Source organism: Aquicoccus sp., assembly GCF_041686535.1.
Taxonomy (GTDB): Bacteria; Pseudomonadota; Alphaproteobacteria; order Rhodobacterales; family Rhodobacteraceae; genus Aquicoccus.
Genome location: NZ_JAWLDS010000008.1, coordinates 45,699 through 72,541, shown reverse-complemented (window position 1 = coordinate 72,541; position 26,843 = coordinate 45,699). Strand labels below are relative to the sequence as shown.

The following is a 26,843-nucleotide window of genomic DNA, read 5'->3' as shown; positions in this document are numbered from 1 at the left end:
AAAACGGAAAGCTCCGTCAAGGCCGCATAGCCGCGGCCCTCACCGCATGCTTACACCTTAACCCGAAAGGCATGCATTTGTCAGCACCCGGCTTGAAGCCTTCGACCAGGTTTGTGGTCGGGTCCAACTGCTGCAACGTGCAACACATCTGGCAAGGGGCTTGCACGCCGGGCTCGCCCTCTCGCCGTCGCTCGGGTGAAGCCTACAGGAACGCGTCCGGTTCCGCGTCCTTCTTGCGGGCGACATAATCGTCCAGCGCCTCGGCGATCGCCGGATCGAGCGCGGGCGCCTGGTAGGAGGCCAGGAGTTTCTCGACCCGTATCGCCGCCAGCGTCTGGGTGTCGCGCGCGCCCTCGTCCTCCCAGGTTTCGAAGGGCTTGTAATCGAAAAGCTCGGTCTTCCAGAACGCGGTCTTGAAATTGGCCTGGGTATGGGCACAGCCAAGGTAGTGCCCGCCGGGGCCGACCTCGCGGATCGCGTCCATCGCCTGCGCGTCCTCGCTCATGTCCACGCCGCGCGCCAACTGGTGCAGCGTGCCGAGCTGATCGGCATCCATCACGAATTTCTCGAAACTCGCCACCAGCCCGCCTTCGAGCCAGCCGCAGGAATGCAGCATGAAGTTGACGCCCGACAAGAGCCCCATGTTGAGGCTGTTGGCGGTCTCGTAGGCGGCCTGCGCATCGGGCAGTTTCGACCCGCAGAACGACCCGGCGGATCGGAACGGCAGCCCCAGCCGCCGAGCCAATTGCCCCGCGCCATAGGTGATATGGCTCGCCTCGGGGGTGCCGAAGGTCGGCGCGCCCGAATTCATGTCGATCGACGAGACGAAGGCGCCAAAGATCACCGGCGCGCCGGGGCGGACGAGCTGGCTGTAGGCCACGCCCGCCAGGACCTCGGCCAGGACCTGCGTGAGCGTGCCGGCGATCGACACCGGCGCCATCGCACCACCCACGATGAAGGGCGAGATGATGCAGGCCTGCCCGGCCTCGGCATAGACTTCGAGCGCGCCCATCATCACGTCATCGAAGGTCAGCGGCGAGTTGATGTTGATGAGCGAGGTCATCACCGTGTTCTGGGCCACGAACTCCTTGCCGAACAGGATCTCGCACATCTCCACGCTGTCGCGTGCCCGCGACGGGTCCGTGACCGAGCCCATGAACGGCTTGTCCGAAAGCGTCATGTGGGCGCGCAGCATGTCGAGGTGGCGCTTGTTCACCGCGATGTCGGTCGGCTCGCAGACGGTGCCGCCGGAATGGTGCAGCCATTTCGACATGTAGCCCAGCTTCACGAATTTCTCGAAATCTGCCATCGTGGCATAGCGTCGCCCGCCCACTGAATCGCGCACGAAGGGCGGCCCGTAGATCGGCGCCAGAACGAGGTTGCGCCCGCCCACTTCCACGGCGCGCTCGGGGTTGCGCGCGGCCTGGGTGAACTGCGACGGCGCGGTTGCGCAGAGCTTGCGCGCGAGGCCCCGCGGGATATGCACCCGCTCGCCGCGCACATCCGCTCCCGCATCGCGCCAGCGTTGCAGCGCGCCGGGGTTGTCCACGAAATTGACGCCAACCTCTTCAAGGATGGTCTCGGCATTGGCCTCGATGATGTCGAGCGCCTCTTCGCCGAGGACTTCGTAATCGGGGATGTTGCGGGTGATGAAACGGGCGGTCTCGAAGGAAACCGCGCCGCGTTCGGCCCGGCGGGCCGCCCCGCCGCCCGAGCGGGCGCGCCTGCGCGTGGTGGTATCTGTCATGGCGATGCTGTCCTGACCTTTGTGCCGCTCCTGTTTCATCCGGGTTTAGCGCAGCTCGCACCTGCCCTGCGGCGCATATGCGGCCTTTGACGGGTAAATGCGACATCCCGGCCGTTGTGATGATGTGCGCGGGCCATGCGGCCCGCGCGCTTCTTCATCTCGGCCTGCGGCCTCGGGCGCCTCAGGCGGGAGTATTTGGGGCAAGATGAAGGAAGGGCGCTTGCGCCTTGCGCGGCCTTGGCCTAATCCCGGGCCATGAGCACTCATGACCGCCTTTTGATCATCGACTTCGGCTCGCAGGTGACGCAGCTGATCGCGCGCCGCCTGCGCGAGCTGAACACCTATTGCGAGATTCACCCTTACCAGAATGTCACCGATGCCTTCCTGCGCGAATTCGCGCCGCGTGCGGTGATCCTTTCGGGCGGGCCGGCCAGCGTCATCGACGAAGGATCGCCCCGCCCGCCGGAAAGCGTCTTTTCGCTGGGCGTGCCGGTTCTGGGCATCTGTTACGGTCAGCAGGTGATGATGCAGATGCTGGGCGGTCGCGTGGAACGCGGCCATGGCACCGCCGAGTTCGGTCGCGCCTATGTCGCGCCCGCGGCCCGGCATGACGCATTGTTGCTGGGATGGTTCCTTGACGGGCGCGAACAGGTCTGGATGAGCCATGGCGACCATGTCAGTGCCATTGCCCCCGGGTTCGAGGTCTATGGCACCTCGCCCCACGCGCCCTTTGCCATCACCGGCGATCCGGCGCGTCATTTCTATGCCGTGCAGTTCCACCCCGAGGTCCATCACACTCCGAACGGGCGCACATTCTTCGAGAATTTCCTGCGTATCGCGGGCTTTACCGGCGACTGGACCATGGGCGCCTATCGCGAGGAGGCGATCGCCAGGATCCGCGAAGAGGTGGGCGACGCACATGTGATCTGCGGGTTGTCGGGCGGGGTCGATTCCTCGGTCACCGCGGTGCTCCTGCACGAGGCGATCGGGGATCAGCTTACCTGCGTTTTCGTCGATCACGGTCTCTTGCGCCAGAACGAGGCCGAGGAGGTCGTGGCGATGTTCCGCGACCACTACAACATCAAGCTGATCCATGCCGACGAATCCGAATTGTTCCTCGGCGAACTCGAGGGCGTCAGCGACCCCGAACAGAAGCGCAAGACCATCGGGCGGCTCTTCATCGACGTGTTCCAGAAATACGCGGGCCGGATCGAGCGCGCCGAGTTCCTCGCCCAGGGCACGCTCTACCCGGACGTGATCGAAAGCGTGTCGTTCTCGGGCGGACCCTCGGTCACGATCAAGTCGCATCACAACGTGGGCGGACTGCCCGAGAAGATGGGGCTGAAGCTCGTCGAACCCTTGCGCGAGCTTTTCAAGGACGAGGTGCGCGCGCTTGGCCACGAACTGGGCCTGCCCGCATCCTTCATCGGCCGTCACCCCTTTCCCGGGCCGGGCCTCGCCATTCGCTGTCCGGGCGAGATCACGCGCGAGAAGCTCGACATCCTGCGCAAGGCCGACGCGGTCTTCATCGACCAGATCCGCAAGCACGGGCTTTACGACGATATCTGGCAGGCTTTCGTTGCCATCCTGCCGGTGCGCACCGTGGGCGTGATGGGCGACGGGCGCACCTATGATTTCGCCTGCGCCCTGCGCGCGGTGACGAGCGTCGACGGCATGACCGCCGATTACTACCCGTTCAGCCACGAGTTCCTCGGCGAGACCGCGACGCGCATCATCAACGAGGTGCAGGGCATCAACCGCGTGACCTATGACATCACCTCGAAACCCCCCGGCACGATCGAGTGGGAATGAACCGCGCGCGGTGCGTTAACGCAAATCGCGGGGCGATCCCGGCGGTTTCCCCGGCAGCCGGATGTCAGCCGGGAGTCATACGCATGTCACCCCCCTGTTTCTCGCCCGAGCCCGCGCGTTAACCCGACCGTTCGCTGCCTTTTTCCCGCCGCTTGAGGTGGCGCAGATCGAGCGCGCCGGGGCGCTTGCGCGGGTCTTCGCCCTTGGCGAAGATGCGGTGTTTCACCACTTTCTGGGTGCCGGTCACGGGCAACGCATCGACGAAAACCATCCAGCCCGGAAGCTTGTAATAGGCCATCTTGTCAAAGGCTTGTCGGAATATCTTCATGCCGGCATCCGCATCCGGCACGACCCCTTCGGCCAGCACCACCACGGCCAGAACCTCCTCTTCTCGGGTCTCGTCGGGAACGGCAACGCAGGCCACGTTAACCACCGCTTCATCTTCGAGCAGTATGTTCTCGACCTCGGCCGCGGCGATGTTCTCGCCTGCCCTGCGAATGATATTCTTCTTGCGGTCCACGAAATAAAGCACGCCGTCCGTGTCCATGGTGACCGTGTCGCCGGTGTGAAACCACCCGCCCGCCCACGCCTCCTGCGTGGCCTCGGGCTTGTTGAGATAGCCCGAGAAGAACCCCTTCGCGGGCGTTGCCGCCGAATGGCGCAGCACCATCTCGCCGGGCACGCCCGGCGGACATGGCTTGCGCGTGTCATCCCAGACCTGAACCTCAAGGTCCTCGCGCGCCCGGCCGAAGGCGCGCGTGTCGATCCGGCGCGGCTCCTCCCACATCGACATCACCCGGCACATCTCGGTCATGCCCCAGACCTCGACCAGCGGAATGCCGAAGCGGCGCTCGAATTCCACATGCAGCGCGGGTTCGACCCCTGCCCCGACACCCACCCGCAGATGACCCAGAACCTCGGGTCCGGTGTCGCGATCCGAAAGCAGAACGGCAATCACCACGCCCAGGTAATGAAACACCGTGGCGCGGCTTTCGCCGATATCCGTCCACCATGTCCGGGCGCTGAATCTTTGCGGTTGAATCAAGCAGTTACCGGTCAGCATGACACCGAAAAAGGCCACGATCCCGGCGTTGATGTGAAAGGCGGGCAGCGGGTTGAACACCCGGTCCTTTCCATCGCGCAGCGCCACCGCACCACGGATCAGGCGGTAACTGTCGCCCACCATCAACTCGTATTCATGGCTCAGGATGCAGCCCTTGGGCCGCCCCGTCGTGCCCGATGTATAAAGCAGCCCGGCCTCGCTTTCCGGTGTCACCACCCCCGGTTCGGCGGGCCATGGCGCGGGCGGCAGCGCCTCCATCATCGACGCGAGCGGGACAAAGGCCACCTCCGTCCCGGCCTCGGCGATCCCGGCACGCATCAGCCCCGCATGGGCCTCATTCGCCACCGCCAGCACCGCGCCGCTATCGGCCAGAAGATAGGCCAGCTCGCCGGGCCGGTAATCGGGGTTGACTGGCACGAAGGAAAGCCCCGCCCGGTTGGCCGCGAGCTTGAGAATGTAATGCTCGGGACAGGTGCCAAGGCAAACGGCGACCCGGTGGCCGATCCCGTATCCCGCCGCGCGCAAGGCATGCTCGAATTTTTCCACCAGATCAGCGACTTGACCATAGGTAAGATTGCGTAACGGCGCACCTTCGCACGCCGTCGCGACAAGGAAATCGCGCCCCGGCCAGCGCGCGGCGGCCGCGTCGAACACCGCGCCGATCGTGCGCCCCTCGATTTCGAGCATGGCTTTTTCCCCTCTCCCCATTGCCAAGCCACGACTTTACCGTAGAGATAAGCGCATGATGCGCACAACCCCCCTTGCCCGCCGATGAATCCCTTTGTCCTGGCCGCCCTGTGGATGAGCGGCGCGATCCTGTCGTTCTCCACCATGGCCATCGCCGGACGCGAGGTTTCCTATCAGCTCGATACCTTCGAGATCATGATGTATCGCAGCTTCGTGGGCATCGTCATCGTGCTCGGCCTGGCCACGCTCACCGGCACCTGGCGCGAGATCCAGCGGCGTGACCTGCGCACCCACGCGATACGCAACTTCGCCCATTTCGCCGGTCAGAACCTGTGGTTCTATGCCATCACGCTCATCCCCCTGGCACAGGTCTTCGCGCTGGAATTCACCTCGCCGATCTGGGTGGTGCTGCTCTCGCCGCTGATCCTTGGGGAACGCCTCACCCCCGTGCGGCTCCTGTCGGCGCTGGTCGGGTTCTGCGGTATTCTAATCGTCGCCCGGCCCAGCACCGACAGCTTTGACATCGGCATCCTCATGGCCGCCGGATCGGCAGTCTGTTTCGCCATGACGACGATGCTCACGAAAAAGCTCACCCGCACCGAAACCGTGACCTGCATCCTCTTCTATCTTACCGTGATGCAAGCGGTTTTCGGCATCATCTGCGCCGGGATCGACGGCGATATCGCCCTTCCGGACGCGGCCAATGTCCCGTTGATCGTGCTCATCGGCTGTGCCGGACTCCTGGCGCATTTCTGTATCGCCAAGGCGCTTTCGCTCGCCCCCGCCACGGTCGTCACCCCGATCGACTTCACCCGCCTTCCGGTCATCGCGGTGCTGGGGATGTTGCTTTATCAGGAACCGCTGGACCTGTTCGTATTGCTCGGGGCGGCGGTGATCTTCGGCGGCAACTACCTCAACATCTGGACCGAATCGCGGGCCCTGCGCAGACCCGCATGATCCGGGTCGCATCATTTGCAATGAAGCGCTAAACCCCCGCCATGGAAACGCAAAAGTCCCTGAGTCCGCTGGCCACGTCGCTCATTCTCCTGCTTGGCTTGATCTGGGGTGGCACATTTCCGGCTGCACGTGTCGTTCTGCAGGAACTGGGCCCTCTTACCATTGTCGGGCACCGGACCTTCTGGGCCGCGCTTTTGCTTTGGGGGTTCGTCGCGCTGCGTCGTGTGCAGATCCCCCGTTCTCCGCGCATCTGGGTGGCGCTCGGGGTGATGGGCGTGCTCAACAACGTTATGCCCTTCTCGCTCACCTTCTGGGCGCAACAGCATATCGAGGCCAGCCTGACCGCTATCCTGAACGGCGCCACGGCGATCTTCGGTGTGCTGATGGCGGCCATCTTCCTGTCGGATGAACGGCTCACCCTGCGCAAGCTGGCGGGCATCGCAACGGGGTTCCTGGGCGTGGCCACCGTGATCGGGCTTGAGCATCTGCGCGCGTTCGACCTTCGCAGCGCCGGGCAACTCGCGGTGCTGGGGGCGGCGCTCTGCTATGCGTTGGCCGGGGTCTGGGCGCGCAAGCATCTTGCCGAGGTCCCGCTCAGCGTGGCGGCGGCGGGCATGCTGACAGCGGCTGCATGCGTCATGCTGCCAACCGCCTGGATGACCGAAGGGGCGCCGACCTTCGTCCTGTCGCCGACAACCTTGGCCCTGCTGGCCTACATCGCGATTCCCGGCACTGGACTGGCCTTCCTGCTCTACTACAAGGTCCTTTCGCTGGCGGGGTCGGGCAATCTCCTGCTGGTCACGCTGGTCGTCCCGGTTGTCGCGATCATCCTGAGCACGCTCTTTCTGGGCGAAACGCTCACGCCGAATGCATTTGCAGGCTTTGGGCTGCTGGCGCTCGGTCTGGCCATTCTCGATGGCCGCATCCTGCGCCGCCTCGCCTTAAGGGTTTGACCGCGCCTTTGCAGCGATTTACCAAGCTTGGAACATATCCCAAGGGGTCTTTTCATGCTTTATCCCACTGCCCGGGCCTGGCGCGACGCCGCCCGCAGATCGGTACTCTTTTTCGGCATGTCCGGTCTTGGAAAAACCCATGTTTCCAACCTTCTGCGCGACTCGGGCGACTGGTATCACTATTCCATCGACTACCGGATCGGTACCCGCTACATGGGCGAATACATCACCGACAACGTCAAGCGCGAGGCGATGAAGAACCCGTTCCTGCGCAATCTTCTCTTGTCGGACTCGATCCATATCGGCTCGAACATCACCTTCAACAACCTCGCCCCGGTCTCGACCTACCTCGGCAAACCGGGCGATCCCGACCGGGGCGGCCTTCCTTACGCCACATACACCCGCCGCCAGGGTCAGTTTCGCGAAGGCGAGATCGCGGCGTTGAACGATACCGCGTATTTCATCTCTCGCGCCCGCGATCTCTATGGTTATCCGCATTTCATCTGCGACACGGGCGGATCGATCTGCGAATGGGTCGATCCCGACGATCCCGACGATCCGCTGATGAACGAGCTTTCCGCACGTTGCCTCATGGTCTGGATCAAGGGCGATGCCGCCCATACCGAGGAGTTGATCCGCCGCTTTGATCGCGCCCCGAAGCCGATGGCCTATCAGCCCGAGTTCCTCGACGCGATGTGGCGGTGCTATCTTTCGGAGAACGACTGCACCGAAACTCAGGTCGATCCCGACAGCTTCATCCGCTGGACCTATGCCAAGGCGCTTGCCCACCGCCAGCCGCGCTACGAGGCGATGGCCAGATGGGGCGTAACCATCACCGCCGACCAGGTCGCTGGAATCGCTTCCGAGGCCGATTTCACCGATGTGATCGCCGAGGCGATTGAGACTCCCTGACCCCGCGGCTATATCCGTCACCCGTTACCCAAGGACTCCCATCCATGCCGATCAAGCTTCCTTCCGACCTGCCGGCCTTCGACGTTCTCACGCGCGAGGGTGTGCAGGTCATGGACGAGGACGCCGCCGCCCGCCAGGACATCCGCCCGCTGCGCATCGGGCTTCTGAACCTGATGCCCAAGAAGATCCAGACCGAGAACCAGTTCGCCCGACTGATCGGCGCCACGCCCCTGCAGATCGAGTTGTCGCTGATCCGCATGAGCGAGCACGAGACGAAGAACACCGCCGCCGACCACATGGAGAGCTTCTATCGTCCCTTCACCGAAGTGCGCGAAACGGGTGAGAAGTTCGACGGGCTGATCATCACCGGCGCCCCGATCGAGCATCTCGATTTTGACGAAGTCACCTATATCGACGAATTGCGCCACGTCTTCGACTGGACGCAATCCCACGTACATTCCACCTTTGGTGTCTGTTGGGGCGGGATGGCGATGATCAATCATTTCCACGGAATCCGCAAACACATGCTCCCGCACAAGGCATTCGGCTGTTTCCGGCACCAGAACCTCGCCCCCGCCTCGCCCTATCTGCGCGGATTTTCCGACGATTGCGTGATCCCCGTCTCACGCTGGACCGAGGTTCGCCAGAACGAAATCGACGCCGTGCCCGCGCTATCGACCCTGCTGGGCAGCGAAGAGGTCGGCCCCTGCCTGGTCGAAGACCCGAACCACCGCGCTCTCTATATCTTCAACCATTTCGAATATGACAGCGACACGCTCAAGCAGGAATATGACCGCGACTTGACCTCGGGGACCGAGATCATCGTGCCGATCAACTACTACCCGGACGACAACCCGGCGTTGACGCCCCAGAACCGCTGGCGCAGCCATGCCCACCTGCTCTATGGCAACTGGATTTCCGAAATTTACCAGACAACCCCCTATGACATCTCCAAAATCGGCATGGAAACCACCGACTGGCGGAGCCCGGGCGATTGAAACTCGTGTTGTTGGCCCTTGCCCTGCTGGTGATTTTCGTCGGCATCACCCTGTGGAAGGCACGCGCCCACGAGGCGCGCGCCGTGGCCAGCCACCCGCCAGAGGGGCGCATTCTCACGGTCGATGGCCACCAGGTGCACGCGGTGGTCATGGGGCCGGATCGCGCGGATGCGCCAGATCTTGTGCTGATCCACGGCCTTTCGGGCAATACTCGGGACTTCACGCATTCCCTCGCCCCTGCACTGGCCGCGCACTACCGGGTGATCATCTTCGACCGGCCAGGGCTGGGCCATTCCGAGCGGATCAACCGCACCGGCGCTACGATCACCCAACAGGCCGACCTCCTGTCACGGGCCGCGCAGCAACTTGGCGCCGAGCGCCCCATCGTTCTGGGCCATTCCTATGGCGGGGCGGTGGCGCTGGCCTGGGCGGTACGGTGGCCCGAAACCCTCTCGGCGCTGGTGCTGCTCTCGGCCCCGTCTCAGCCCTGGCAACGCGATCTGGGCTGGTATTACCGCCTGACCTCGCACCCGGTCGTCGGGCCGCTGCTGATTCCGCTCATCACCGCCTATGCGCAAGACAGCCGGGTGTCTGACACGATTGATGCAATCTTTGCCCCGCAAGACCCGCCCACCGGCTACGCTGCGCATGTCGGGGTCGGCCTGACCCTGCGCCGCGAGGCGCTGCGCACCATCGCCCTGCAACGGGTCAATCTCCTGTCCGAGATCACCGCACTACAGAGGCAATATCCGCAGATCGACCTGCCCGTCGAAAGCGTGCATGGCACGGCCGACACCACAGTTGGCCTCGACATCCATGCCCTGCCCCTGACCGAACAGATCGACGGCGCGCGCCTGGCCCGGCTCGATGGCATTGGCCACATGCCCCAGCACGTCGCCCAGCCCGCGGTGATCGCCGCCATCGACCGCGCCGCCACCCGTGCGGGGCTTCCATCCAAAGAGTGACCGGCGCACACGCATCGAACCGCTTTAGCCTCTTCGCGAAATCCGCTAATCATGGGCAATCCATGCAAGAGGAAATGCAGAGTGACCCGATCGGACCCGTTCGAGCCGCCCTTTGACGGCGCCATAACCCGCTATCTCGAAGACGCGGCCCCCGCCCCCATCCGCAACGCCATCAAACGGGCAGAAAAGGGCGATATCCTCAATCCCGATTATCCCTATTCCGAACGCATGCCACGCAAGGCTTATGGCAAGGAACTCGACGCGCTCCAGATCGAACTGGCCAAGCTGCAACATTGGGTCAAGCAAAGCGGCGCGCGCATCGCCATCGTGTTCGAGGGCCGCGACGCAGCCGGCAAGGGCGGCACGATCAAGCGTTTCCGCGAGAATCTCAACCCGCGCGGCGCCCGCGTCGCCGCCCTTCCAAAGCCAACCGACAGGGAGACGACGCAATGGTATTTCCAGCGCTACATCGACCACCTGCCCGCGGGCGGCGAGATCGTGTTCTACGACCGAAGCTGGTATAACCGTGGTGTCGTGGAGAAGGTTTTCGGCTTTTGCACCGACGACCAGCGAGAGCACTTCTTCGCCCAGGTGCCCGATTTCGAACGTATGCTGGTCGACGAGGGCATCCTGCTTTTCAAGCTCTGGCTCAATGTCGGACGCGCCGAACAACTCGCGCGCTTTCTCAAGCGCGAAAGCGATCCCCTGAAACACTGGAAGCTGAGCCGGATCGACATCGAAGGGCTTGGCAAATGGGATGACTACACCCGCGCCATCGCGGAAACCTTCGAGCGATCGCATAGCGATCACGCGCCCTGGACAATCATCCGCTCCGATGACAAGCGCCGCGCCCGGGTCCACGCGATCCGGTCGGTCCTGTCGCGGATCGACTATGCTCACAAATACGGCAAGGGGCTGGGCCGGCTCGACGGCGCGGTCTGCGGCGGCCCCGAGATATGGGATGCGTAAACGCGGCTATCACCATGGCAACCTGCGCCAGGCCCTGGTCGAGGCAGCACTTCAGCTGATCGAGGCGCGCGGCCCGAGCGGCTTTACCCTGTCCGAGGCCGCGAAACAGGCCGGTGTCACCCCGGCTGCGGTCTATCGCCATTTCGACGGACGCGAAGACCTCATCGCCGAAGCCGCCCGGCAGGGATACGAGATTTTCGCCGATCTCATGCAATATGCCTATGACTCGGGCCAGCCCTCGGCGCTCGCCGCGTTCGAGGCGACGGGGCGCGCCTATCTCGCGTTTGCCCGCAAGTATCCGGGCCATTACATCGCGATGTTCGAAAGCGGAATCTCGGTCAACCGCACCCCCGAGCTTGCCGCCGCCTCTGCCCGCGCCCGCGCGGTGCTCGAACGCGCCGCCGAGGACCTGTCGCAACATATACCGCCAGCAAAGCGCCCGCCCGCCGCGATGTTCTCGGCCCATATCTGGGCCATGTCACATGGCGTGGTCGAACTTTTCGCACGAAATTCGCCCGGCACCCGATCGCCCTACTCGCCCGAAGACCTGCTCGAAACCGGCATCGGAGTCTATCTGCGCGGTCTTGGCCTGATCGAACCCGACGCCTGATTACCGTCGCCCGTCGGCATGACCGAACCCGCGGTCCAAAAGACACGTGCTCGGTATTGAAGCGCATTACAGTGGCTAGCCCCGGAAGCCGGTCGCCACCACGAATTTCTCGGATGAATCCGCCCGGCTCGCCGGCGGCTTGACGTTCGCCACCTTCTCGAACCTCTGCTTGAGCCGCTGCTGAAGCGTGCCTTCGGCACCCCCGGCCAGAACCTTGGCAACGAATGTGCCTCCTTCGTCAAGCACGTCAAAGGCAAACTCTGCCGCCGCCTCGCACAGCGTGATGATGCGCAGATGGTCGGTCTGCTTGTGCCCCGAGCTGGACGCGGCCATGTCGCTCAGTACCACGTCGGCCTTGCCACCAAGCCACGCCTTGACCTTTTCATCCGCCCCCTCGTCGAGGAAATCGAGCTGATGGATCTCGGCGCCCGCGATCGGCTCGACCTCCTGCAGGTCCACGCCGATGATCCGGCCCTGTTTCTTGCCGCTCTTCTCAAGCAGAGCGTTGATCCGCGGCACCGCCACCTGTATCCAGCCCCCCGGCGCACAACCGAGGTCAACCACCCGCGCCCCAGGCACGAGGAACCGGTACTTGTCGTCCAGTTCCATGATCTTGAACGCGGCCCGTCCGCGATAGCCTTCCTTGCGGGCGCGAAGGACATAGGGGTCGTTCAACTGCCGCTGCAACCATCGCGTCGAACTCAGCTTGCGCCCGCGCGCAGTCTTGACCTTCACGGTCAGGTCACGCTGTCCGCGCCCCGATGTGTTCTTGCCTGTGGGTTTCTTCACCATCATCACATCCTCACCGCCTGTTCAGAACGGCCCGTCCTCCAGCACCCCGTCGGCACTCATCTGCGCGTAAAGCAATCCTTCGCGCAAGCCCCGGTCCGCAACCGAAAGCCTGTCGGTCGGCCATACCCGCATCATGGCCTGCAGGATCGCCGCCCCCGACATGATCAGCGCCTGCCGGTCCTGCCCGATCCGCGGGTCACGCCGCCGCCCGCCCGGACCCATCCGCAGATAGGTCTGTATCACCCGGTCGATCTGGTCGCTCGTCATGCGAAGCCCGTCCACCTTGGTCCGGTCATAGCGTTTCAGACCCAGATGCGACGCCGCCACGGTCGTCACGGTGCCCGAGGTACCTACGATCTGGAATCCGGCCCGCGCCTGCTCGTCCTTGTAAGGTGCGAATTCCGCGAGGTTTTCTTCAAAATACCAGCTCATCAACGCGAAGCGCGCCGCGTCGTCCTCGACATCGCGAAACTGGTCGCGCAGCGTCGCCACGCCCAGTGGTACGCTGATCCAGTCCACGACCTTGGCCGCGGGAAACGGGCTATCGGTGGTGTGAAACCCGGTATGAAGCCGCATGATGGCACGCGGCCGGTCCCGGTTTGGCACGCGCGACAGGTCGATCCAGACAAGCTCGGTCGATCCGCCCCCGATATCGACCACCAGGAGCTGTTCGGTCTTGGTGGAAACCAGCGGCGCACAAGAGATCACCGCCAGCCGCGCCTCTTCCTCGGGCATAATGATGTCCAGTTGCAGCCCGGTCTCGCGCCTGACCGTCCGGATGAAATCCTCCGCATTGCGTGCCCGTCGACAGGCTTCGGTCGCTATAAGCCGCATCCGTTTCACGTTGTGACGCTTGAGCTTTTGCTGGCAGATCCGCAGTGCCTGCACGGTGCGCGCCATCGAGGCACGACTAAGGGTTCCGGTCCGCTCGAGGCCCTGCCCGAGCTGCACCGATTTCGAAAAACTGTCCACCACATGGAATTGACTGCCCTTGGGTTGGGCAATCAACATGCGGCAGCTATTGGTGCCAAGGTCCAGCGCCGCATAAAGCTGCGCGGGATCCGGCGGTCTCGGCGCGGGGCTTTCAACCGGTATCGGGAACGCGCCCGCACCTTCGGGACGCTTGGGCGCCATCTCGTCACGCCCTCCATTTCGAGTTGACATAAAGTTAGGCGCACCATCGCCCCCTTGCAAGCTCTTTGTCAGGGCGCGGCGCTCGCAGATTCTTTGCCGGGATTGCAATTCAGCCGTAAGCACGTGTTCGCCGGTCAAGGCCAGCACCCGGGCCTTGAAACGGTTTCATACAGGAGATGAACATTTCGGACAGCGACCCCTCTCGCCGAACGGGCACAAGGCGGTTATGTTCCATCGCGTCGCTTGTGCGCGCAATCGTGTCGAAAATCCGCCTTTGGTGGCGACCGCGACTCTCTATTGAGGGGTCAAAGAGTGAGAGGGAATCATCCATGGCCGATGTCACAATCGTCTATTGGCGGGACATCCCCGCGCAGGTCATCGTCGGCAAGGGTCGCCGGGGCACCAAAATGCCCCTGCCTGAGCGCTTCGAACAGGCGATCGACCGCGCGGCAATGAAGGTGGGCGCGGCCGAAACCGACGCCTATCTCGCCGAATGGCGCAAAGCCGCCCCCTTCTCGGTCGACGGAGACCCCGCCGATGTTGCCGTGGCAGAGGCTGCGCGTATCGAGGCGGAATATGATCAGGACCGGCTCAAGGCCCTGATCGCCAACGATGGATGGGCGTGAGCCCCACATGCGCCTTTGGGAGCCGATCATGTCGCTTTTGAATTTCCGCAAGAAAGACACCACCGCCGGCGCCGCCAGCCCGGTCAACCCACAGCTCGAGGCGTTTCTCGCAGGCTACTCGATCGAGGTGATGCCGCGCACCGCCGAAAAGGTCGAGGATTTCCGTGACCTGCTGCCTAGCGGCACGCGCATTTACATCGCCCATATCGAGGGCACCCCGATCGAGGACATGGTCGCGACCGCCGCGCGTCTTGCGCGCGATGGCTATCCGGTGATGCCGCATTTCCCAGCCCGCATTATCCGTGACGCGGCCACTCTGGAAAACTGGATCGCGATGTACCAGGGCGAGGCCGACGTAGATCAGGCGCTGCTGCTCGCCGGTGGTGTGGACAAGCCGCTTGGCGATTTCCACAGCTCGATGCAACTTTTGGAAACGGGCCTCTTCGACAAGGCCGGGTTCAAACGCCTGCATGTTGCCGGCCACCCCGAAGGCAATCGCGATATCGACCCTGATGGGAGCATGAAGAACGTCGAGGAAGCCATTCACTGGAAACAGAAGTTTTCCGAACGCACCGATGCGAGAATGGCCATCGCCACGCAATTTGCCTTCGAGGCTGCGCCGATCGTGCAATGGGCAGACGGCTTGAAAGTGGCCGGTATCACCCTGCCTATCCATATCGGCATTGCCGGTCCCGCCAAACTTCAGACCATGATCAAGTTCGCCGTCACCTGCGGCGTGGGCCCCTCGATCCGCGTTCTGCAACGCCGCGCGAGGGATGTCTCGAAACTGCTGCTGCCCTATGAGCCGACCGAGGTGCTCAGCGATCTGGCCGCCCACAAGGCCACCAACCCCGACAGCCTCATCGAACAGGTCCATTTCTTCCCGCTTGGCGGGATCAAGACCAACGCCCAATGGGCCATCGAAAACGGTGGCGCTTCCGCTACCCCCGCCAGCCAGCAAGAGCAAGGATAAGCATATGACCCGCACCATCGTCGAATCGAAAACCAAAACCGCGATCATCGGATTTGATCAGCCCTTTTGCGTGATCGGCGAACGGATCAACCCAACCGGGCGCAAGATTCTCAACGAGGAACTGGAACGCGACGATTTTTCCCGGGTCGAAGCCGATGCGCTGGCCCAGGTTGCCGCGGGCGCCACGGTGCTCGACATCAACTCCGGTGCAGTGTTTTCGAACAAGATGGCCGAGGACCCGCGCTATGCCGACAACAATTTCGTCGAACCCACGCTGATGAAACAACTGGTCGAGGTGGTGCAACGCGTCGTGGATGTACCACTCTGCATCGACAGCTCGGTCCCCGGTGCGCTCGAAAACGGCCTCGCCGCCGCCGAGGGCCGCCCGCTGCTTAACTCGGTCACCGGCGAGGAGGAACGCCTCGAACTCGTCCTGCCACTGGTCAAGAAATACAATGTCCCCGTGGTGGCGATCTCGAATGACGACACCGGCATTTCCGAAAACCCCGAAGTGCGCTTCGCCGTGGCCAAGAAGATCGTCGAGCGCGCCGCCGATTTCGGTATACCCGCCCATGACATCGTGGTCGATCCGCTGGTCATGCCGATCGGCGCCATGGGCACCGCCGGTTTGCAGGTCTTTACACTCGTGCGTCGCCTTCGCGAGGAACTGGGGGTCAACACCACCTGCGGCGCGTCGAACATCAGTTTCGGCCTGCCCAACCGTCACGGCATCAACAATGCCTTCCTGCCCATGGCAATCACTGCGGGCATGACCTCGGCCATCATGAACCCCGTCGCCCTGCCTGTCGGCCCCACGAAAATTGCCGAGAAGAAGGCCGAGGTCGCCGCCGCTGGGATCGTCCTGCCCGAGGACATGGACGACGAGACCTTTGTGACGCTTTTTGGCCTGGGCAGCACCAAACCCCGTCCCGGCAAGGAAATGGAGGCGATCCGCGCTGCCAATTTCCTGATGAACAACGATGACGGCGGGGCCGAGTGGATCAACTTCAACAAGGTTGCGCCGAAACCCGGCCAGGAAAATCGCGGCCGCGCCGGGCGTACCGGAGGCCGCCGCCGGCGCGCCTGAAGCATGGTTCTTGCCCCCGCGCGCCGCGTGACCTGCGGGGGCGCCACCGGTCGGGGTGTAAATCTGCGCCTCTCGATTTTGCGGCGCCGGGGATACGGGCTTTGCTTGCACCGTGGCTCGGGTAGACTTGGCCCATGACAACGCTTCTTGCGGATATCGGCGGCACCAAAAGCCGCCTTGCTTTGGCCCGCAACGGCCGGCTTGACGGCACGACCATCTGCAGTTTGGACAATGACCAAAGCTCCGGTCTCATCCCGATGCTGGCAGACTACGCTGCCGCGCAACCCGTACGACCCAGGTGCCTGATCCTTGCCGCCGCCGGGCCGGTGCGCGATGGCCATGTGCGCCTGACGAACCGCCCGGATTGGTCCTGCTCCGCCTCCGCGCTCAGCGCCGCCACGGGAATTGGGCAGATCACTCTGCTCAACGATCTCCAGGCGATGGGTCATGCTCTTGCCGTGCCCGAGATTGCCGGTGACCGGCTGCTTGACACCCGCCTCGTGCTGGCCATCGGCACCGGCCTGAACGTTGCGCTGGCTTATCCGTTATCGGGACATGTCTTCGTGCCTCCCGGTGAAAGCGGCTATCAATCCCTGCCCTTCACCAGCGAAAGCGACGCACCGATCCTGGCCGCGCTTGCCCGCGATTTCGGCTCCAACAGTGCCGAAGCACTTGTCTCCGGCCCCGGGTTGACCCGCGCGCATCGTCTGATGACCGGTGCGGATCGCAGCCCTGACGACATCATCACTTCCCACCCGGACACCCGTGACCTTGTCTTGCGCACACTCGGCGCGATGCTGGGCTCTCTTGCCTTGATGCACCTGCCCTATGGCGGGATCTATCTTGCCGGCAGCGTCGGCCGCGCATTGCATGCACAACTCGACAGTCCTCATTTTCGACACCATTTCGCGGCCCGCGGGGCCTATAGCGACATCATGGGTCACTTTGTCCTGCGCTGCATCGACGACGATCTTGCTCCGCTCCACGGTCTTGCGCATCTTTCACGAAAGACCTGACAGTCACTCACAAGGCCAGGCCGCCTCCGCGCCGAATGCGGGATGCCGCAATTCGCTGTCTGCAAAGATACCCAACCGCTTGGCCAGACCACCATTGATCTCAAGCACCGCCTTCACTTCGCCTCCGCCCCGGATCACCGTTTCATCATGCGGCTGCGCCTCGTGATGCACCTTCACCACGCGACCGGCCTCATCTAGAAAAATCATGTCGAGCGGGATAAGCGTGTTCTTCATCCAGAAACCGACAGGGGCCGGACGCGGATAAACGAAAAGCATCCCCTGGCTTTGTGGCAGGCTTTCGCGATGCATCAGGCCCCGGGCCCGCTCCTGCGCCGAAACCGCCAGTTCGACACCGAACCGTGCCTGCCCCCATGGCCCGCGCAGTGTAACCTCGTCGTCCGGGCACTCTGCCGCGGCCACCCCACTCCAGACATTCGCGGCAACAATCGCAAGGGTCCAGAGCATGTGGCGCAACATACGGCTCACCCGATCATTCCTCCTGCGCCTTCAAACCGGCTTCCCATGCGCAGACCTCGGTCGCCATGCGTCCGCGCTTGCCGTCAATCACGCGCAAGGCCAGCGCCTCGCCCGGCTGCAGATCGGCCAGCCCGGACCGGCGCAGAACCTCGATGTGCAGGAACACATCCTCGGATCTTCCGAAAACATTGGCAAAACCGAACCCCTTGGCCTTGTCGAACCACTTGACCCGCGCCGGTTCCAGCGGTGCACTTCGGATCACCTCCGGGTCGATCTGCTCGAAATCGGCCAGCGGCACCCCTTCAGTTCTCGCGGGCGGCTCGATATTGATGATCTCGACCGCCTGAACCCCGCGTTCTGTGTCCTGCACGCAGATTTCAACCAATGCCCCATCCGCGACGGAACTCTGCCCGTAGTTCCGAAGGACATTCGCATGCAGCAGAATGTCTGGCCCACCTTCATCTGCCACAACGAACCCGAACCCCTTGACGGGGTCAAACCACTTCACATGGCCGCTTACGTTGCGGGTGTTGTTTCCATCTTCAATCAACTTGCGAGTTCCGTCAGTTCTATCATCCCCACATCACACTGTGATGCGCAATGGTGGCCACGGTTGCAAGCATAAAAAGTTACCCGATTTCGAGGATTTGGCATTTCACGTAACGTGAAATTCACGGGCTCAACCTTTGAATCAACCAGTTTCCTGCCTCTTCGTCGCGGCTCCATTTGAACCTGTCATGCAGACGAAACGCTCCGTCTGCCCAGAATTCAATTTCCACAGGGTTGATCCGAAAACCACCCCAGAATGGGGGGCGTACAGGGTTCGTGCCATGTTTCGCGGTCACCCGGCCAACCTCGGCCATCAACGCCGCGCGCGACGAAAGCGGCTGCGACTGCTGCGATGCCCAGGCCCCCAGCCGACTCTTGAGCGAGCGGCTGGCATAATATTCATCCGCCTTGGAGCCGTCCTCGCGGGTGATCGTGCCGCGCACCCGGATCTGGCGGCGCAGGCTCTTCCAATGCATCACGAAGGCGGCGTTGCCCGCCTGCTCAAGCTCCTGTGCCTTCACGCTGCCGTAGTTTGTGTAAAAGACAAAGCCATCCGCCTCAATCTCCTTGAGCAGCACCATCCGCACATTGGGCAGACCATCCGCATCCACGGTAGCCAGCGCGATGGCGTTCGGATCGTTGACCTCGCTGTCCTCGGCCTCGGCCAACCAGCTGCGGGCAATGGCGAACGGATCGTCGCCTGCGAAAATTCCACTTCTGTCACTCATCTGCAGCCCTATTTGCGCGCCGTATCCCCGAGCACCCTTGCCCTTGATGCAACCTAGTTGTTCGCCTAAAGAATTCAATCATCTGCAAACGCCGGTTCAGGGTTCTCCGGATCCGGGCAAGGGATCACGAGGAAAACGCATGTCGAACAATCTGATGGTGGGCAAACGCGGCCTGATCATGGGGCTTGCCAATGACAAGTCCATCGCCTGGGGCATTGCCCGCGCCTGCGCGGATGCGGGCGCCGAAATGGCCTTTACCTACATGGGTGAGTCGTTTCGCAAGCGCGTGGCCCCACTGGCCGAGCAGATCGGGGTCGAGACGCTGGTCGACTGCGATGTGTCAAACCCGGAATCGATTGACAGTGCCTTCGCCGAGATCGAGGCGAAATGGGGCCGGCTCGATTTCATCGTGCACGCGATCGGCTTTTCCGACAAGAGCGAGTTGCGCGGCCGCTATGTCGATACCAGCCGTGACAATTTCCTGATGACCATGGATATCAGCTGTTACAGCTTCACCGCCGTGATGCAGCGCGCCGAAAAACTGATGACCGATGGCGGCAGCGCCCTCACGCTTACCTACTACGGCGCAGAACAGGTGATGCCGCATTACAACGTCATGGGTCTCGCCAAGGCGGCGCTGGAAGCGTCGGTCAAGTATATCGCCGAGGATCTTGGCAAGGACGGGATTCGCGTCAATGCCATTTCCGCCGGCCCGATCAAGACACTGGCCGCCTCCGGCATCGGCGATTTTCGTTACATCCTGAAATGGAACGAGTTGAACTCGCCGCTGCGCCGCAACGTGACCATCGACGACGTGGGCAAATCCGCGCTCTTCCTGCTCTCCGACCTGGGTTCGGGCGTCACCGGTGAAACCCTGCATGTGGATGCAGGCTATCACGTTGTCGGCATGAAGGCCGTGGACGCCCCAGATATCGACGCCACGAACGGGCGCAAGGACTGATCCGCAATGGAAGCCGCCCATCTGATCGCGTTCAACCTGACGCTGCTTGCGGCCATGGCCTCGCCCGGGCCGGCCATGCTCCTTGCAATCCGTGCCACGCTCATCGGTGGGCGCGCGCATGGTATTGCCACCGGACTCGGGCTGGGCACAATGGCCGCCGCATGGACCGGGCTCGCGCTGCTCGGGCTCGGTACGCTTTTCGCCCTTTTCCCCTGGGCCTACGTGGCGATGAAGATCGCGGGCGCACTTTATCTAATGTGGATCGCCTTCGGCATGTGGCGCGATGCCCGCATGCCACTCACCGCCGCGCCCGGCCCCCTGCCACGGCACCGCGCCTTTCTCACCGGCATTTCGGTCAACCTCGCCAATCCGAAATCGGTGATCTTCGCCGCCTCGGTCCTGATCGTGATCTTTCCGACCGGGCTCGGTGCGGCGGAAAAGGCGCTGATCGTGGCCAATCACCTCATCATCGAATGGACCGCCTACACGCTCCTTGTGCTGGCGCTCTCGACAAGGCCCGCCCGCGACGGGTATCTGCGCCTGAAACCGTTACTCGACCGCATCGCCGCTGCCGTTCTGGGCGCGCTCGGGTTGCGACTCCTGCTCGACCGCTGAAGGGACATCGCCATGACCGACCGCCTGCCCCATGAAAAAGGCTTCCACATCAGCTGGGACCAGATCCACCGCGATAGCCGCGCCCTGGCCTGGCGGCTGGACGGTTTCGGCCCCGACAACGGCAACTGGCGCGCCGTGGTTGCGATCACACGCGGCGGCATGGCCCCGGCCATGATCGTCGCGCGCGAACTGGACATCCGCACCATCGACACGATCAGCATCAAGAGCTATCACTACCAGCAACAGGGTGAAGCCGAGGTGCTCAAGGCTCCCGATGCCGACCTCATGGGTGATGGCAGCGGCATTCTCGTGATCGACGATCTCGTGGATTCCGGCAAGACCCTGGAACTGGTGCGCAAGATGTATCCAAACGCCCATTTCGCCACCGTCTATGCCAAGCCCAAGGGCCGCGAACAGGTCGACACCTTCATCACCGAAGTGTCACAGGACACTTGGATCTTCTTTCCCTGGGATATGGCGCTGCAATATGTCGAACCCTATCGCGGCGTCGATTGATCCACCTGGGACGCGCTGCGGGGAGGAGCGAAGGCAAGAAGAAAGACAGATCCCACGCCTTCATCTTGCCCGAAATACTTCCGCCCGAGGCGGCCGACATCTCCAACCAGAAAGACCCCAGATGACCCTTACCCGCACCCAAGCCACATTCCCGCCCCCGGTGATGGAGGCCCGCCGCTGGATCGAGGGGGTCGATTTCTCCACGCGTCCGCTCATCAACGTGAGCCAGGCCGCCCCCGTTGCTCCGCCGCCCGACCCCATGCTCGACGCCATGGCCGAGATCATCCGCACCGACGCGGGCGCGCATCTCTATGGCCCGGTGCTCGGCCTGCCCGACCTGCGCGCCGAGGTGGCCGATCAATGGAGCCGAGCCTATGGCGGCACGGTCACGCCCGATCACGTCGCGATCACCTCGGGCTGCAATCAGGCGTTCTGCGCCACGCTTCAGGCCCTGACCAGCGAAGGGGACGAGGTCATCCTGCCAACGCCGTGGTATTTCAATCACAAGATGTGGTGCGACATGACCGGGATCACGGCCCTGCCCTTGCAAACCGGGGCCGGGCTCATCCCCGACCCGGAGGCCGCGCGCGCGCTCATCACCCCGCGCAGCCGCGCCATCGTGCTGGTCACGCCGAACAATCCCGGCGGGGTGGAATACCCGCCCGACACTGTTCGTGCCTTTTTCGATCTGGCGCGCGAGACGGGACTGAAACTCATCCTGGATGAAACCTATCGCGACTTTCATTCGCAGCCCGGCGCACCGCACGATCTCTTCACCACGCCAGGATGGGACGACACGCTGATCCAGCTCTATTCCTTTTCCAAGGCCTACCGCCTGACCGGGCACCGCGTCGGTGCGATGACCGCGTCGCCTGCGATCCTCGCCGAGGCCGAGAAATTCCTCGATACCGTCACCATCTGCCCCAACCAGTTGGGCCAGCGCGCCGCGCTTTGGGGGATGCGCCATCTCGGCCAATGGCTTGCCGGCGAACGTGCCGAGATCCTCGACCGCCGCGCCGCAATCGAAGAGGCATTTCCGCCGCTTGCCGAAAAGGGCTGGCGCCTGCTCGGGGTTGGTGCTTATTTCGCCTATGTCGAACACCCGTTCGATATGCCATCGAATGAGCTGGCCCCCGATCTCGTGCGCCGTGCGGGCGTGCTCACCCTGCCCGGCACCATGTTCATGCCCGACACCGATCCGGTAGGCCAGCGCCAGTTGCGCATCGCCTTCGCCAATGTCGACCGCTCCGGCATCGCCACGCTCTTTGACCGGCTGTCCGACCTCGCAGCCTGACCGGCCCCGATCCTGCACCGAAACTTCGTTCGACCGGCAATCAACGTGCGCCTTGCCGACCCTTGCCCCCGACCGGCCAAAGCACTAGACAATCCCGAGTTTGCAAACACCTTCCTGTCCAAAGGGGCGCATATGGCACGCGGCACCACTTCCAAAACCCTCGTCTGGATTCTCATGGGCCTGCTCATTCTCGGCCTGGGTGGTTTCGGCGTCACCAATCTCTCGGGCAACATCCGCACCATCGGCTCGGTTGGTGGAGAAGACATCACCGTCGATGCTTTCACGCGTGCCGTTCAGGATGAAATCCGTGCCCGGGAGGCCGAAAGCGGCGCGCCAATCCCGTTTTCCAGGGCCCGCGAAATGGGGCTCGACCAGATCGCTCTCGCCCGCTTGATCGCGAGCACCGCGCTCGATAACGAAACGGCGGAACTGGGACTTTCCGTCGGCGATTCCAACCTGCGCGACCAGCTTTTGCAGATCGAGGGTTTCCAGGGGATTGACGGCAATTTCGACCGCGACGGATACCGCTTTTACCTCGACCGCACCGGCCAGTCTGAGACCGAATTCGAAGAGGGCCTGCGCAAGGAGATTGCCCGTGGTTTCCTGCAATCCGCGGTTCTCTCGGGTGTCACCGCCATGCCTGCCTATGCCGACACCGTCGTTGCCCATCTCGCCGAGCGGCGCAACTTCTCCTGGGCCCGCCTCTCCGAGGCCGAACTCGACACGCCCCTGTCCGAACCTACCGAGGACGAGCTCAGTTCGTTTCATTCCGAGAACCCCGAACAGTTCGAGCTTCCCGAGATGAAGCGCATCACCTATGCGTGGCTCTCACCCGACATGATCGTCGACCAGGTCGAGATCGACGAGGCCACGCTGCGCGAGCAATACGAAGACCGCGCCGACGAGTTCAATCGCCCCGAGCGCCGCTTGGTAGAACGGATCGTGTTCTCCGACGAAAGCACGGCCGAATCTGCCAAGATCGCGCTCGAGAATGAGGAGAAAAGCTTCGAGGACCTCGTCGCGGAGCGCGGCCTCGAACTTTCCGACGTCGATATGGGCGACGTCCTGCCCTCGGACTTGGGCGAGGCCGGACCCGCCGCCTTCAACGCTGAGCCCGGGACCACCGTGGGTCCCTTCCCCACCGATCTCGGCCCCGCGCTTTTTCGCGTGAACGCCGTACTTCCCGCCAGCAACATGCCCTTCGAGGAAGCCGCCGAACTGATCCGAGACGATCTTGCGATGGGCCGTGCCCGCCGACAGGTCGAAGACCGGATGGACCAGGTCGACGACCTGCTTGCGGCCGGGGCCTCGATCGAAGAGCTGGCCGACGAAACCGAGATGAGGCTCTTCACGCTCGACTGGACGCCCGACAGCTCTGGCAATGCGGCTGGATTCGAAGCCTTCCAGGAGGCCGCAGAGGCGATTTCAGAGGATGATTTCCCCCAACTGATCTCGCTCGACGATGGCGGAATTGCGGCCATGCGCCTCGACGAAATCGTGCCGCCCCGCCTGCCACCGCTTGACGAGGTGCGCGATGACGTGATCGCGGCATGGGAAGAGGCCGAACTTACCCGGCGCCTTACCGACAAGGCCGAGACACTTCTGGACCAGATCACGCCCGAGAGCGACATGGCCGCGCTGGGCCTTATCGTTACCGAAGAGGCGGAGATCACCCGCGGCGACTTCATCCCCGGCATGCCGCAGGATTTCCTGACCCGCGTCTTCGACATGGAGGAAGGCGAGGCTCGGGTCATCGAGCTTCCCGCCGGGGCCGCGCTGGTGCGGCTCGATGCCATCCTGCCGCCCGATGAGAACGACAACGATGTGCGCCGCCTGCGTGATGCGATCACCGAACAGGTCAGTGCCTCCCAGGCGCAGGATCTGTTTCAGTATTACATCAATGACATTCAGGCCCGCGCCGGGCTCGAACTCGACCAGGCGGCGATCGACGCCGTCCTGTCCAATTTCCAATAGGCGCAGCGATGGAGCTCATCCCCTCCTTCGAAACTTTCGCCGCCGCCCATGCGCGCGGCGAAAACCAATTGGTCTATACCCGGCTCGCCGCCGATCTCGACACGCCCGTATCCTTGATGCTCAAACTCACCGGGGCGGCGCGCGATGCCTTCATGCTCGAGTCGGTGACAGGCGGCGAAGTGCGCGGGCGCTACTCGATCATCGGCATGAAACCCGATCTCGTCTGGCAATGCCACGGTCACAAGAGCCGCCTCAACCGGCAGGCCCGTTTCGACCCCGACGGGTTCGAGGACCAGCCGGGCGGGCCGCTCGACAACCTGCGCGCATTGCTGGCCGAATCGCGGATTGACCTGCCCGACGACCTGCCCGCCGCCTCGGCCGGACTCTTCGGTTATCTCGGCTATGACATGATCCGGCTCGTCGAACACCTGCCCGATGTGCCAGCCGATACGCTCGGCCTGCCCGATGCCATGCTACTGCGCCCCTCGGTCATCTGCGTGCTCGACGGGGTCAAGGGGGATGTGACGGTCTGCGCCCCCGCGTGGGCCGAAGCCGGGCAATCCGCCCGCGCCGCCTATGCCCAGGCCGCCGAACGGGTGATGGACGCGGTCCGCGACCTCGACCGCGCCCTGCCACGGCAGGCCCGCGACCTGGGCGACGCGTCCGAAACGGGCGAACCGGTCTCGAACTTCACCAAGCCCGACTACCTCCAGGCCGTCGAAAAGGCCAAGGAATACATCCGCGCAGGCGACATCTTCCAGGTCGTGCCCAGCCAGCGTTGGGCCCAGCCCTTCACACTGCCGCCCTTCGCGCTCTACCGCAGCCTGCGACGCACCAATCCCTCGCCCTTCATGTTCTATTTCAACTTCGGCGGCTTCCAGGTAATCGGAGCCAGCCCCGAAATCCTCGTCCGCGTCTTCGGCAACGAGGTGACGATCCGCCCCATTGCGGGCACCCGCCCGCGCGGTGCGAGCCGCGAAGAGGATCTCGCCCTCGAAAAGGATCTTCTCGCCGATGAAAAGGAACGCGCAGAACACCTGATGCTGCTTGACCTGGGGCGCAACGACACAGGGCGCGTGTCAAAGATCGGCACCGTGCGTCCGACCGAGCAATTCATCATCGAACGCTATTCCCACGTGATGCACATCGTCTCGAACGTGGTGGGCGAACTCTCCGACGATCACGATGCGCTCTCGGCTCTGCTTGCCGGGCTGCCTGCCGGCACCGTCTCGGGCGCGCCCAAAGTGCGCGCCATGCAGATCATCGACGAGCTGGAACCCGAGAAACGCGGCGTCTATGGCGGCGGCGTGGGTTACTTCTCCTCGGGCGGCGACATGGATGTCTGCATCGCGCTGCGCACCGCAGTGGTCAAGGACGACACGCTCTATATCCAGGCCGGGGGCGGCGTCGTCCATGACAGCGATCCCGAGGCCGAGTATCAGGAAACGGTGCACAAATCGAACGCCATCCGCCGCGCCGCCGCGGATGCCGCGCGCTTTACCGGCAATGGCAACGCGTGACCCCGGCCGCGGCCCGGCGCGCAAACCGCGCCGCAAACCCGGTCCAGCCCCTTCATCTTGCCCGAAATACTCCGGGGGTGTGTGGGCTGACCCCCGCTCTTCCCCGCTCGAAACCGCCCCCCGCCTGATCCTCTTCAACAAACCCTATGGCGTGCTGACCCAGTTCACCGACCGATCCGATCCGCCACGCCCGACGCTTGGCGATTACATTTCCGAAAAGGGAGTTTACCCCGCCGGTCGGCTCGATCGCGACAGCGAAGGGCTTTTGCTGCTGACCGATGACGGCGCCTTGCAGGCCCGCATTTCCAACCCGCGCTTCAAGCTGCCCAAGACCTACCTCGCCCAGGTCGAAGGCATCCCCGACGCATCCGCGCTCGACTCCCTCTGTCGGGGTGTCACCCTCAAGGACGGCCTGACCCGCCCTGCCCGCGCGCGGCTGATCCCCGAACCGGAATGGCTCTGGCCCCGCACGCCACCCGTGCGCCAGCGCAAGACCGTTCCCGACAGCTGGATCGAACTCACCATCACCGAAGGCCGCAACCGCCAGGTTCGGCGCATGACCGCCGCGGCGGGTCATCCCACCTTGCGATTGATCAGGGTGGCCATCGGCGATTGGCGGCTGGGCACCCTCGCACCCGGAAAGTGGCGACCTGTCCAGGCGCAGGATCCCTGGTGATCCCCGCCCTGCCATGCCGAAAGCTCGTGACTCCACGAAACGCGAGGATGCGCGATATGCACGAATCCTGTCGGCAGCTCAGCGCGGACAATGTTTGAATAGCGGTATGCGTGGTTTTCAGTAGTCCGGCTATCGCTGCGCTTTGATCCGAACGTCGGTGTCCGGCGCCGTTTCACAAGATTTCCTCGTTCATACGAAGCCCGAAAAAAACAAGATATCAATGGATATGCGA

General features: G+C 63.4%; 26 protein-coding genes. 19 read left to right on the top strand and 7 right to left on the bottom strand.

Annotation, left to right across the window (positions count from 1 at the left end; translation table 11 throughout):
* Positions 1 to 202: 202 nt before the first annotated feature.
* A complete protein-coding gene (locus tag ACESL9_RS03625; protein WP_372614567.1) occupies positions 203 to 1,747 on the bottom strand; it encodes a trimethylamine methyltransferase family protein in 1,545 nt (514 codons plus the stop codon).
* A gap of 255 nt (positions 1,748 to 2,002) precedes the next feature.
* Here ACESL9_RS03625 and guaA point away from each other — a divergent pair, with 255 nt between their 5' ends.
* Entirely contained in the window at positions 2,003 to 3,559 is a 1,557-nt protein-coding gene (gene guaA, locus ACESL9_RS03620) for a glutamine-hydrolyzing GMP synthase (RefSeq protein WP_372614569.1), read from the top strand.
* Positions 3,560 to 3,677: 118 nt separating this feature from the next.
* On the opposite strand, the gene ACESL9_RS03615 is transcribed toward guaA, so the two are convergent.
* The gene (locus ACESL9_RS03615; RefSeq protein ID WP_372674515.1) at positions 3,678 to 5,309 is read right to left on the bottom strand and encodes an AMP-binding protein; all 1,632 of its coding nucleotides are present in this window, start codon (positions 5,307 to 5,309) and stop codon (positions 3,678 to 3,680) included.
* 84 nt (positions 5,310 to 5,393) lie between these two features.
* Between ACESL9_RS03615 and ACESL9_RS03610 the strand changes: the two genes are divergently transcribed.
* From ACESL9_RS03610 to ACESL9_RS03580, 7 genes are all read left to right on the top strand, one after another.
* Positions 5,394 to 6,266 (top strand): DMT family transporter, encoded by an 873-nt coding sequence (locus ACESL9_RS03610; protein WP_372674514.1) that lies wholly within the window; start codon positions 5,394 to 5,396, stop codon positions 6,264 to 6,266.
* Positions 6,267 to 6,307: 41 nt separating this feature from the next.
* Positions 6,308 to 7,219: a DMT family transporter gene (locus tag ACESL9_RS03605; RefSeq protein WP_372614575.1), complete on the top strand. Its 912-nt coding sequence runs from the start codon at positions 6,308 to 6,310 to the stop codon at positions 7,217 to 7,219.
* Positions 7,220 to 7,273: 54 nt separating this feature from the next.
* Positions 7,274 to 8,131 (top strand): ATPase, encoded by an 858-nt coding sequence (locus ACESL9_RS03600; protein WP_372614577.1) that lies wholly within the window; start codon positions 7,274 to 7,276, stop codon positions 8,129 to 8,131.
* Positions 8,132 to 8,175: 44 nt separating this feature from the next.
* Positions 8,176 to 9,129, top strand: coding sequence for a homoserine O-succinyltransferase (gene metA, locus ACESL9_RS03595; RefSeq protein WP_372614579.1), 954 nt, complete (start codon positions 8,176 to 8,178; stop codon positions 9,127 to 9,129).
* A gap of 5 nt (positions 9,130 to 9,134) precedes the next feature.
* Positions 9,135 to 10,094, top strand: a complete 960-nt coding sequence (locus tag ACESL9_RS03590; protein ID WP_372614591.1) for an alpha/beta fold hydrolase — start codon at positions 9,135 to 9,137, stop codon at positions 10,092 to 10,094.
* Positions 10,095 to 10,175: 81 nt separating this feature from the next.
* Positions 10,176 to 11,063, top strand: a complete 888-nt coding sequence (gene ppk2, locus ACESL9_RS03585) for a polyphosphate kinase 2 (protein ID WP_372614581.1) — start codon at positions 10,176 to 10,178, stop codon at positions 11,061 to 11,063.
* The gene (locus ACESL9_RS03580; protein ID WP_372614583.1) at positions 11,056 to 11,673 is read left to right on the top strand and encodes a TetR/AcrR family transcriptional regulator; all 618 of its coding nucleotides are present in this window, start codon (positions 11,056 to 11,058) and stop codon (positions 11,671 to 11,673) included. The genes ppk2 and ACESL9_RS03580 overlap by 8 nt, the downstream gene beginning before the upstream one ends.
* Before the next feature lie 75 nt (positions 11,674 to 11,748).
* Here ACESL9_RS03580 and ACESL9_RS03575 read toward each other — a convergent pair whose 3' ends face one another.
* Together ACESL9_RS03575 and ACESL9_RS03570 are read right to left on the bottom strand one after the other, a co-directional pair.
* Complete coding sequence (locus tag ACESL9_RS03575; protein WP_372674513.1) at positions 11,749 to 12,465, bottom strand: RlmE family RNA methyltransferase; 717 nt, start codon at positions 12,463 to 12,465, stop codon at positions 11,749 to 11,751.
* 21 nt (positions 12,466 to 12,486) lie between these two features.
* Positions 12,487 to 13,599, bottom strand: coding sequence for a Ppx/GppA phosphatase family protein (locus ACESL9_RS03570; protein WP_372614593.1), 1,113 nt, complete (start codon positions 13,597 to 13,599; stop codon positions 12,487 to 12,489).
* 329 nt (positions 13,600 to 13,928) lie between these two features.
* Here ACESL9_RS03570 and ACESL9_RS03565 point away from each other — a divergent pair, with 329 nt between their 5' ends.
* From ACESL9_RS03565 to ACESL9_RS03550, 4 genes are all read left to right on the top strand, one after another.
* Positions 13,929 to 14,225 (top strand): virulence factor, encoded by a 297-nt coding sequence (locus ACESL9_RS03565; RefSeq protein ID WP_372612952.1) that lies wholly within the window; start codon positions 13,929 to 13,931, stop codon positions 14,223 to 14,225.
* Between the two features lie 28 nt (positions 14,226 to 14,253).
* Complete coding sequence (locus tag ACESL9_RS03560) at positions 14,254 to 15,198, top strand: methylenetetrahydrofolate reductase (protein ID WP_372674517.1); 945 nt, start codon at positions 14,254 to 14,256, stop codon at positions 15,196 to 15,198.
* Between the two features lie 4 nt (positions 15,199 to 15,202).
* Positions 15,203 to 16,285: a dihydropteroate synthase gene (locus ACESL9_RS03555; RefSeq protein ID WP_372674512.1), complete on the top strand. Its 1,083-nt coding sequence runs from the start codon at positions 15,203 to 15,205 to the stop codon at positions 16,283 to 16,285.
* Positions 16,286 to 16,419: 134 nt separating this feature from the next.
* Positions 16,420 to 17,301, top strand: a complete 882-nt coding sequence (locus tag ACESL9_RS03550) for a glucokinase (protein ID WP_372612956.1) — start codon at positions 16,420 to 16,422, stop codon at positions 17,299 to 17,301.
* 3 nt (positions 17,302 to 17,304) lie between these two features.
* On the opposite strand, the gene ACESL9_RS03545 is transcribed toward ACESL9_RS03550, so the two are convergent.
* From ACESL9_RS03545 to pdxH, 3 genes are all read right to left on the bottom strand, one after another.
* The gene (locus ACESL9_RS03545) at positions 17,305 to 17,778 is read right to left on the bottom strand and encodes a DUF192 domain-containing protein (RefSeq protein WP_372674516.1); all 474 of its coding nucleotides are present in this window, start codon (positions 17,776 to 17,778) and stop codon (positions 17,305 to 17,307) included.
* Positions 17,779 to 17,791: 13 nt separating this feature from the next.
* Complete coding sequence (locus ACESL9_RS03540; RefSeq protein ID WP_372612958.1) at positions 17,792 to 18,328, bottom strand: cold-shock protein; 537 nt, start codon at positions 18,326 to 18,328, stop codon at positions 17,792 to 17,794.
* Between the two features lie 121 nt (positions 18,329 to 18,449).
* Positions 18,450 to 19,055, bottom strand: a complete 606-nt coding sequence (pdxH, locus tag ACESL9_RS03535) for a pyridoxamine 5'-phosphate oxidase (protein WP_372674511.1) — start codon at positions 19,053 to 19,055, stop codon at positions 18,450 to 18,452.
* A 139-nt stretch (positions 19,056 to 19,194) separates the two neighbouring features.
* Between pdxH and fabI the strand changes: the two genes are divergently transcribed.
* The 7 genes from fabI (at position 19,195) to ACESL9_RS03500 (ending at position 26,611) form a co-directional block, all read left to right on the top strand.
* Positions 19,195 to 20,016, top strand: coding sequence for an enoyl-ACP reductase FabI (gene fabI / locus ACESL9_RS03530; protein ID WP_372612962.1), 822 nt, complete (start codon positions 19,195 to 19,197; stop codon positions 20,014 to 20,016).
* Positions 20,017 to 20,022: 6 nt separating this feature from the next.
* On the top strand, positions 20,023 to 20,631 hold the full coding sequence (locus ACESL9_RS03525; RefSeq protein ID WP_372612964.1) for a LysE family translocator: 609 nt from the start codon (positions 20,023 to 20,025) through the stop codon (positions 20,629 to 20,631).
* A 12-nt stretch (positions 20,632 to 20,643) separates the two neighbouring features.
* The gene (gpt, locus tag ACESL9_RS03520; RefSeq protein WP_372612966.1) at positions 20,644 to 21,147 is read left to right on the top strand and encodes a xanthine phosphoribosyltransferase; all 504 of its coding nucleotides are present in this window, start codon (positions 20,644 to 20,646) and stop codon (positions 21,145 to 21,147) included.
* A gap of 121 nt (positions 21,148 to 21,268) precedes the next feature.
* Positions 21,269 to 22,441, top strand: a complete 1,173-nt coding sequence (locus tag ACESL9_RS03515; protein ID WP_372612968.1) for an aminotransferase — start codon at positions 21,269 to 21,271, stop codon at positions 22,439 to 22,441.
* Positions 22,442 to 22,573: 132 nt separating this feature from the next.
* On the top strand, positions 22,574 to 24,415 hold the full coding sequence (locus ACESL9_RS03510) for a peptidyl-prolyl cis-trans isomerase (protein ID WP_372612970.1): 1,842 nt from the start codon (positions 22,574 to 22,576) through the stop codon (positions 24,413 to 24,415).
* 8 nt (positions 24,416 to 24,423) lie between these two features.
* A complete protein-coding gene (gene trpE / locus ACESL9_RS03505; protein WP_372612972.1) occupies positions 24,424 to 25,935 on the top strand; it encodes an anthranilate synthase component I in 1,512 nt (503 codons plus the stop codon).
* A gap of 79 nt (positions 25,936 to 26,014) precedes the next feature.
* A complete protein-coding gene (locus ACESL9_RS03500; protein WP_372612974.1) occupies positions 26,015 to 26,611 on the top strand; it encodes a pseudouridine synthase in 597 nt (198 codons plus the stop codon).
* Positions 26,612 to 26,843: the final 232 nt, after the last annotated feature.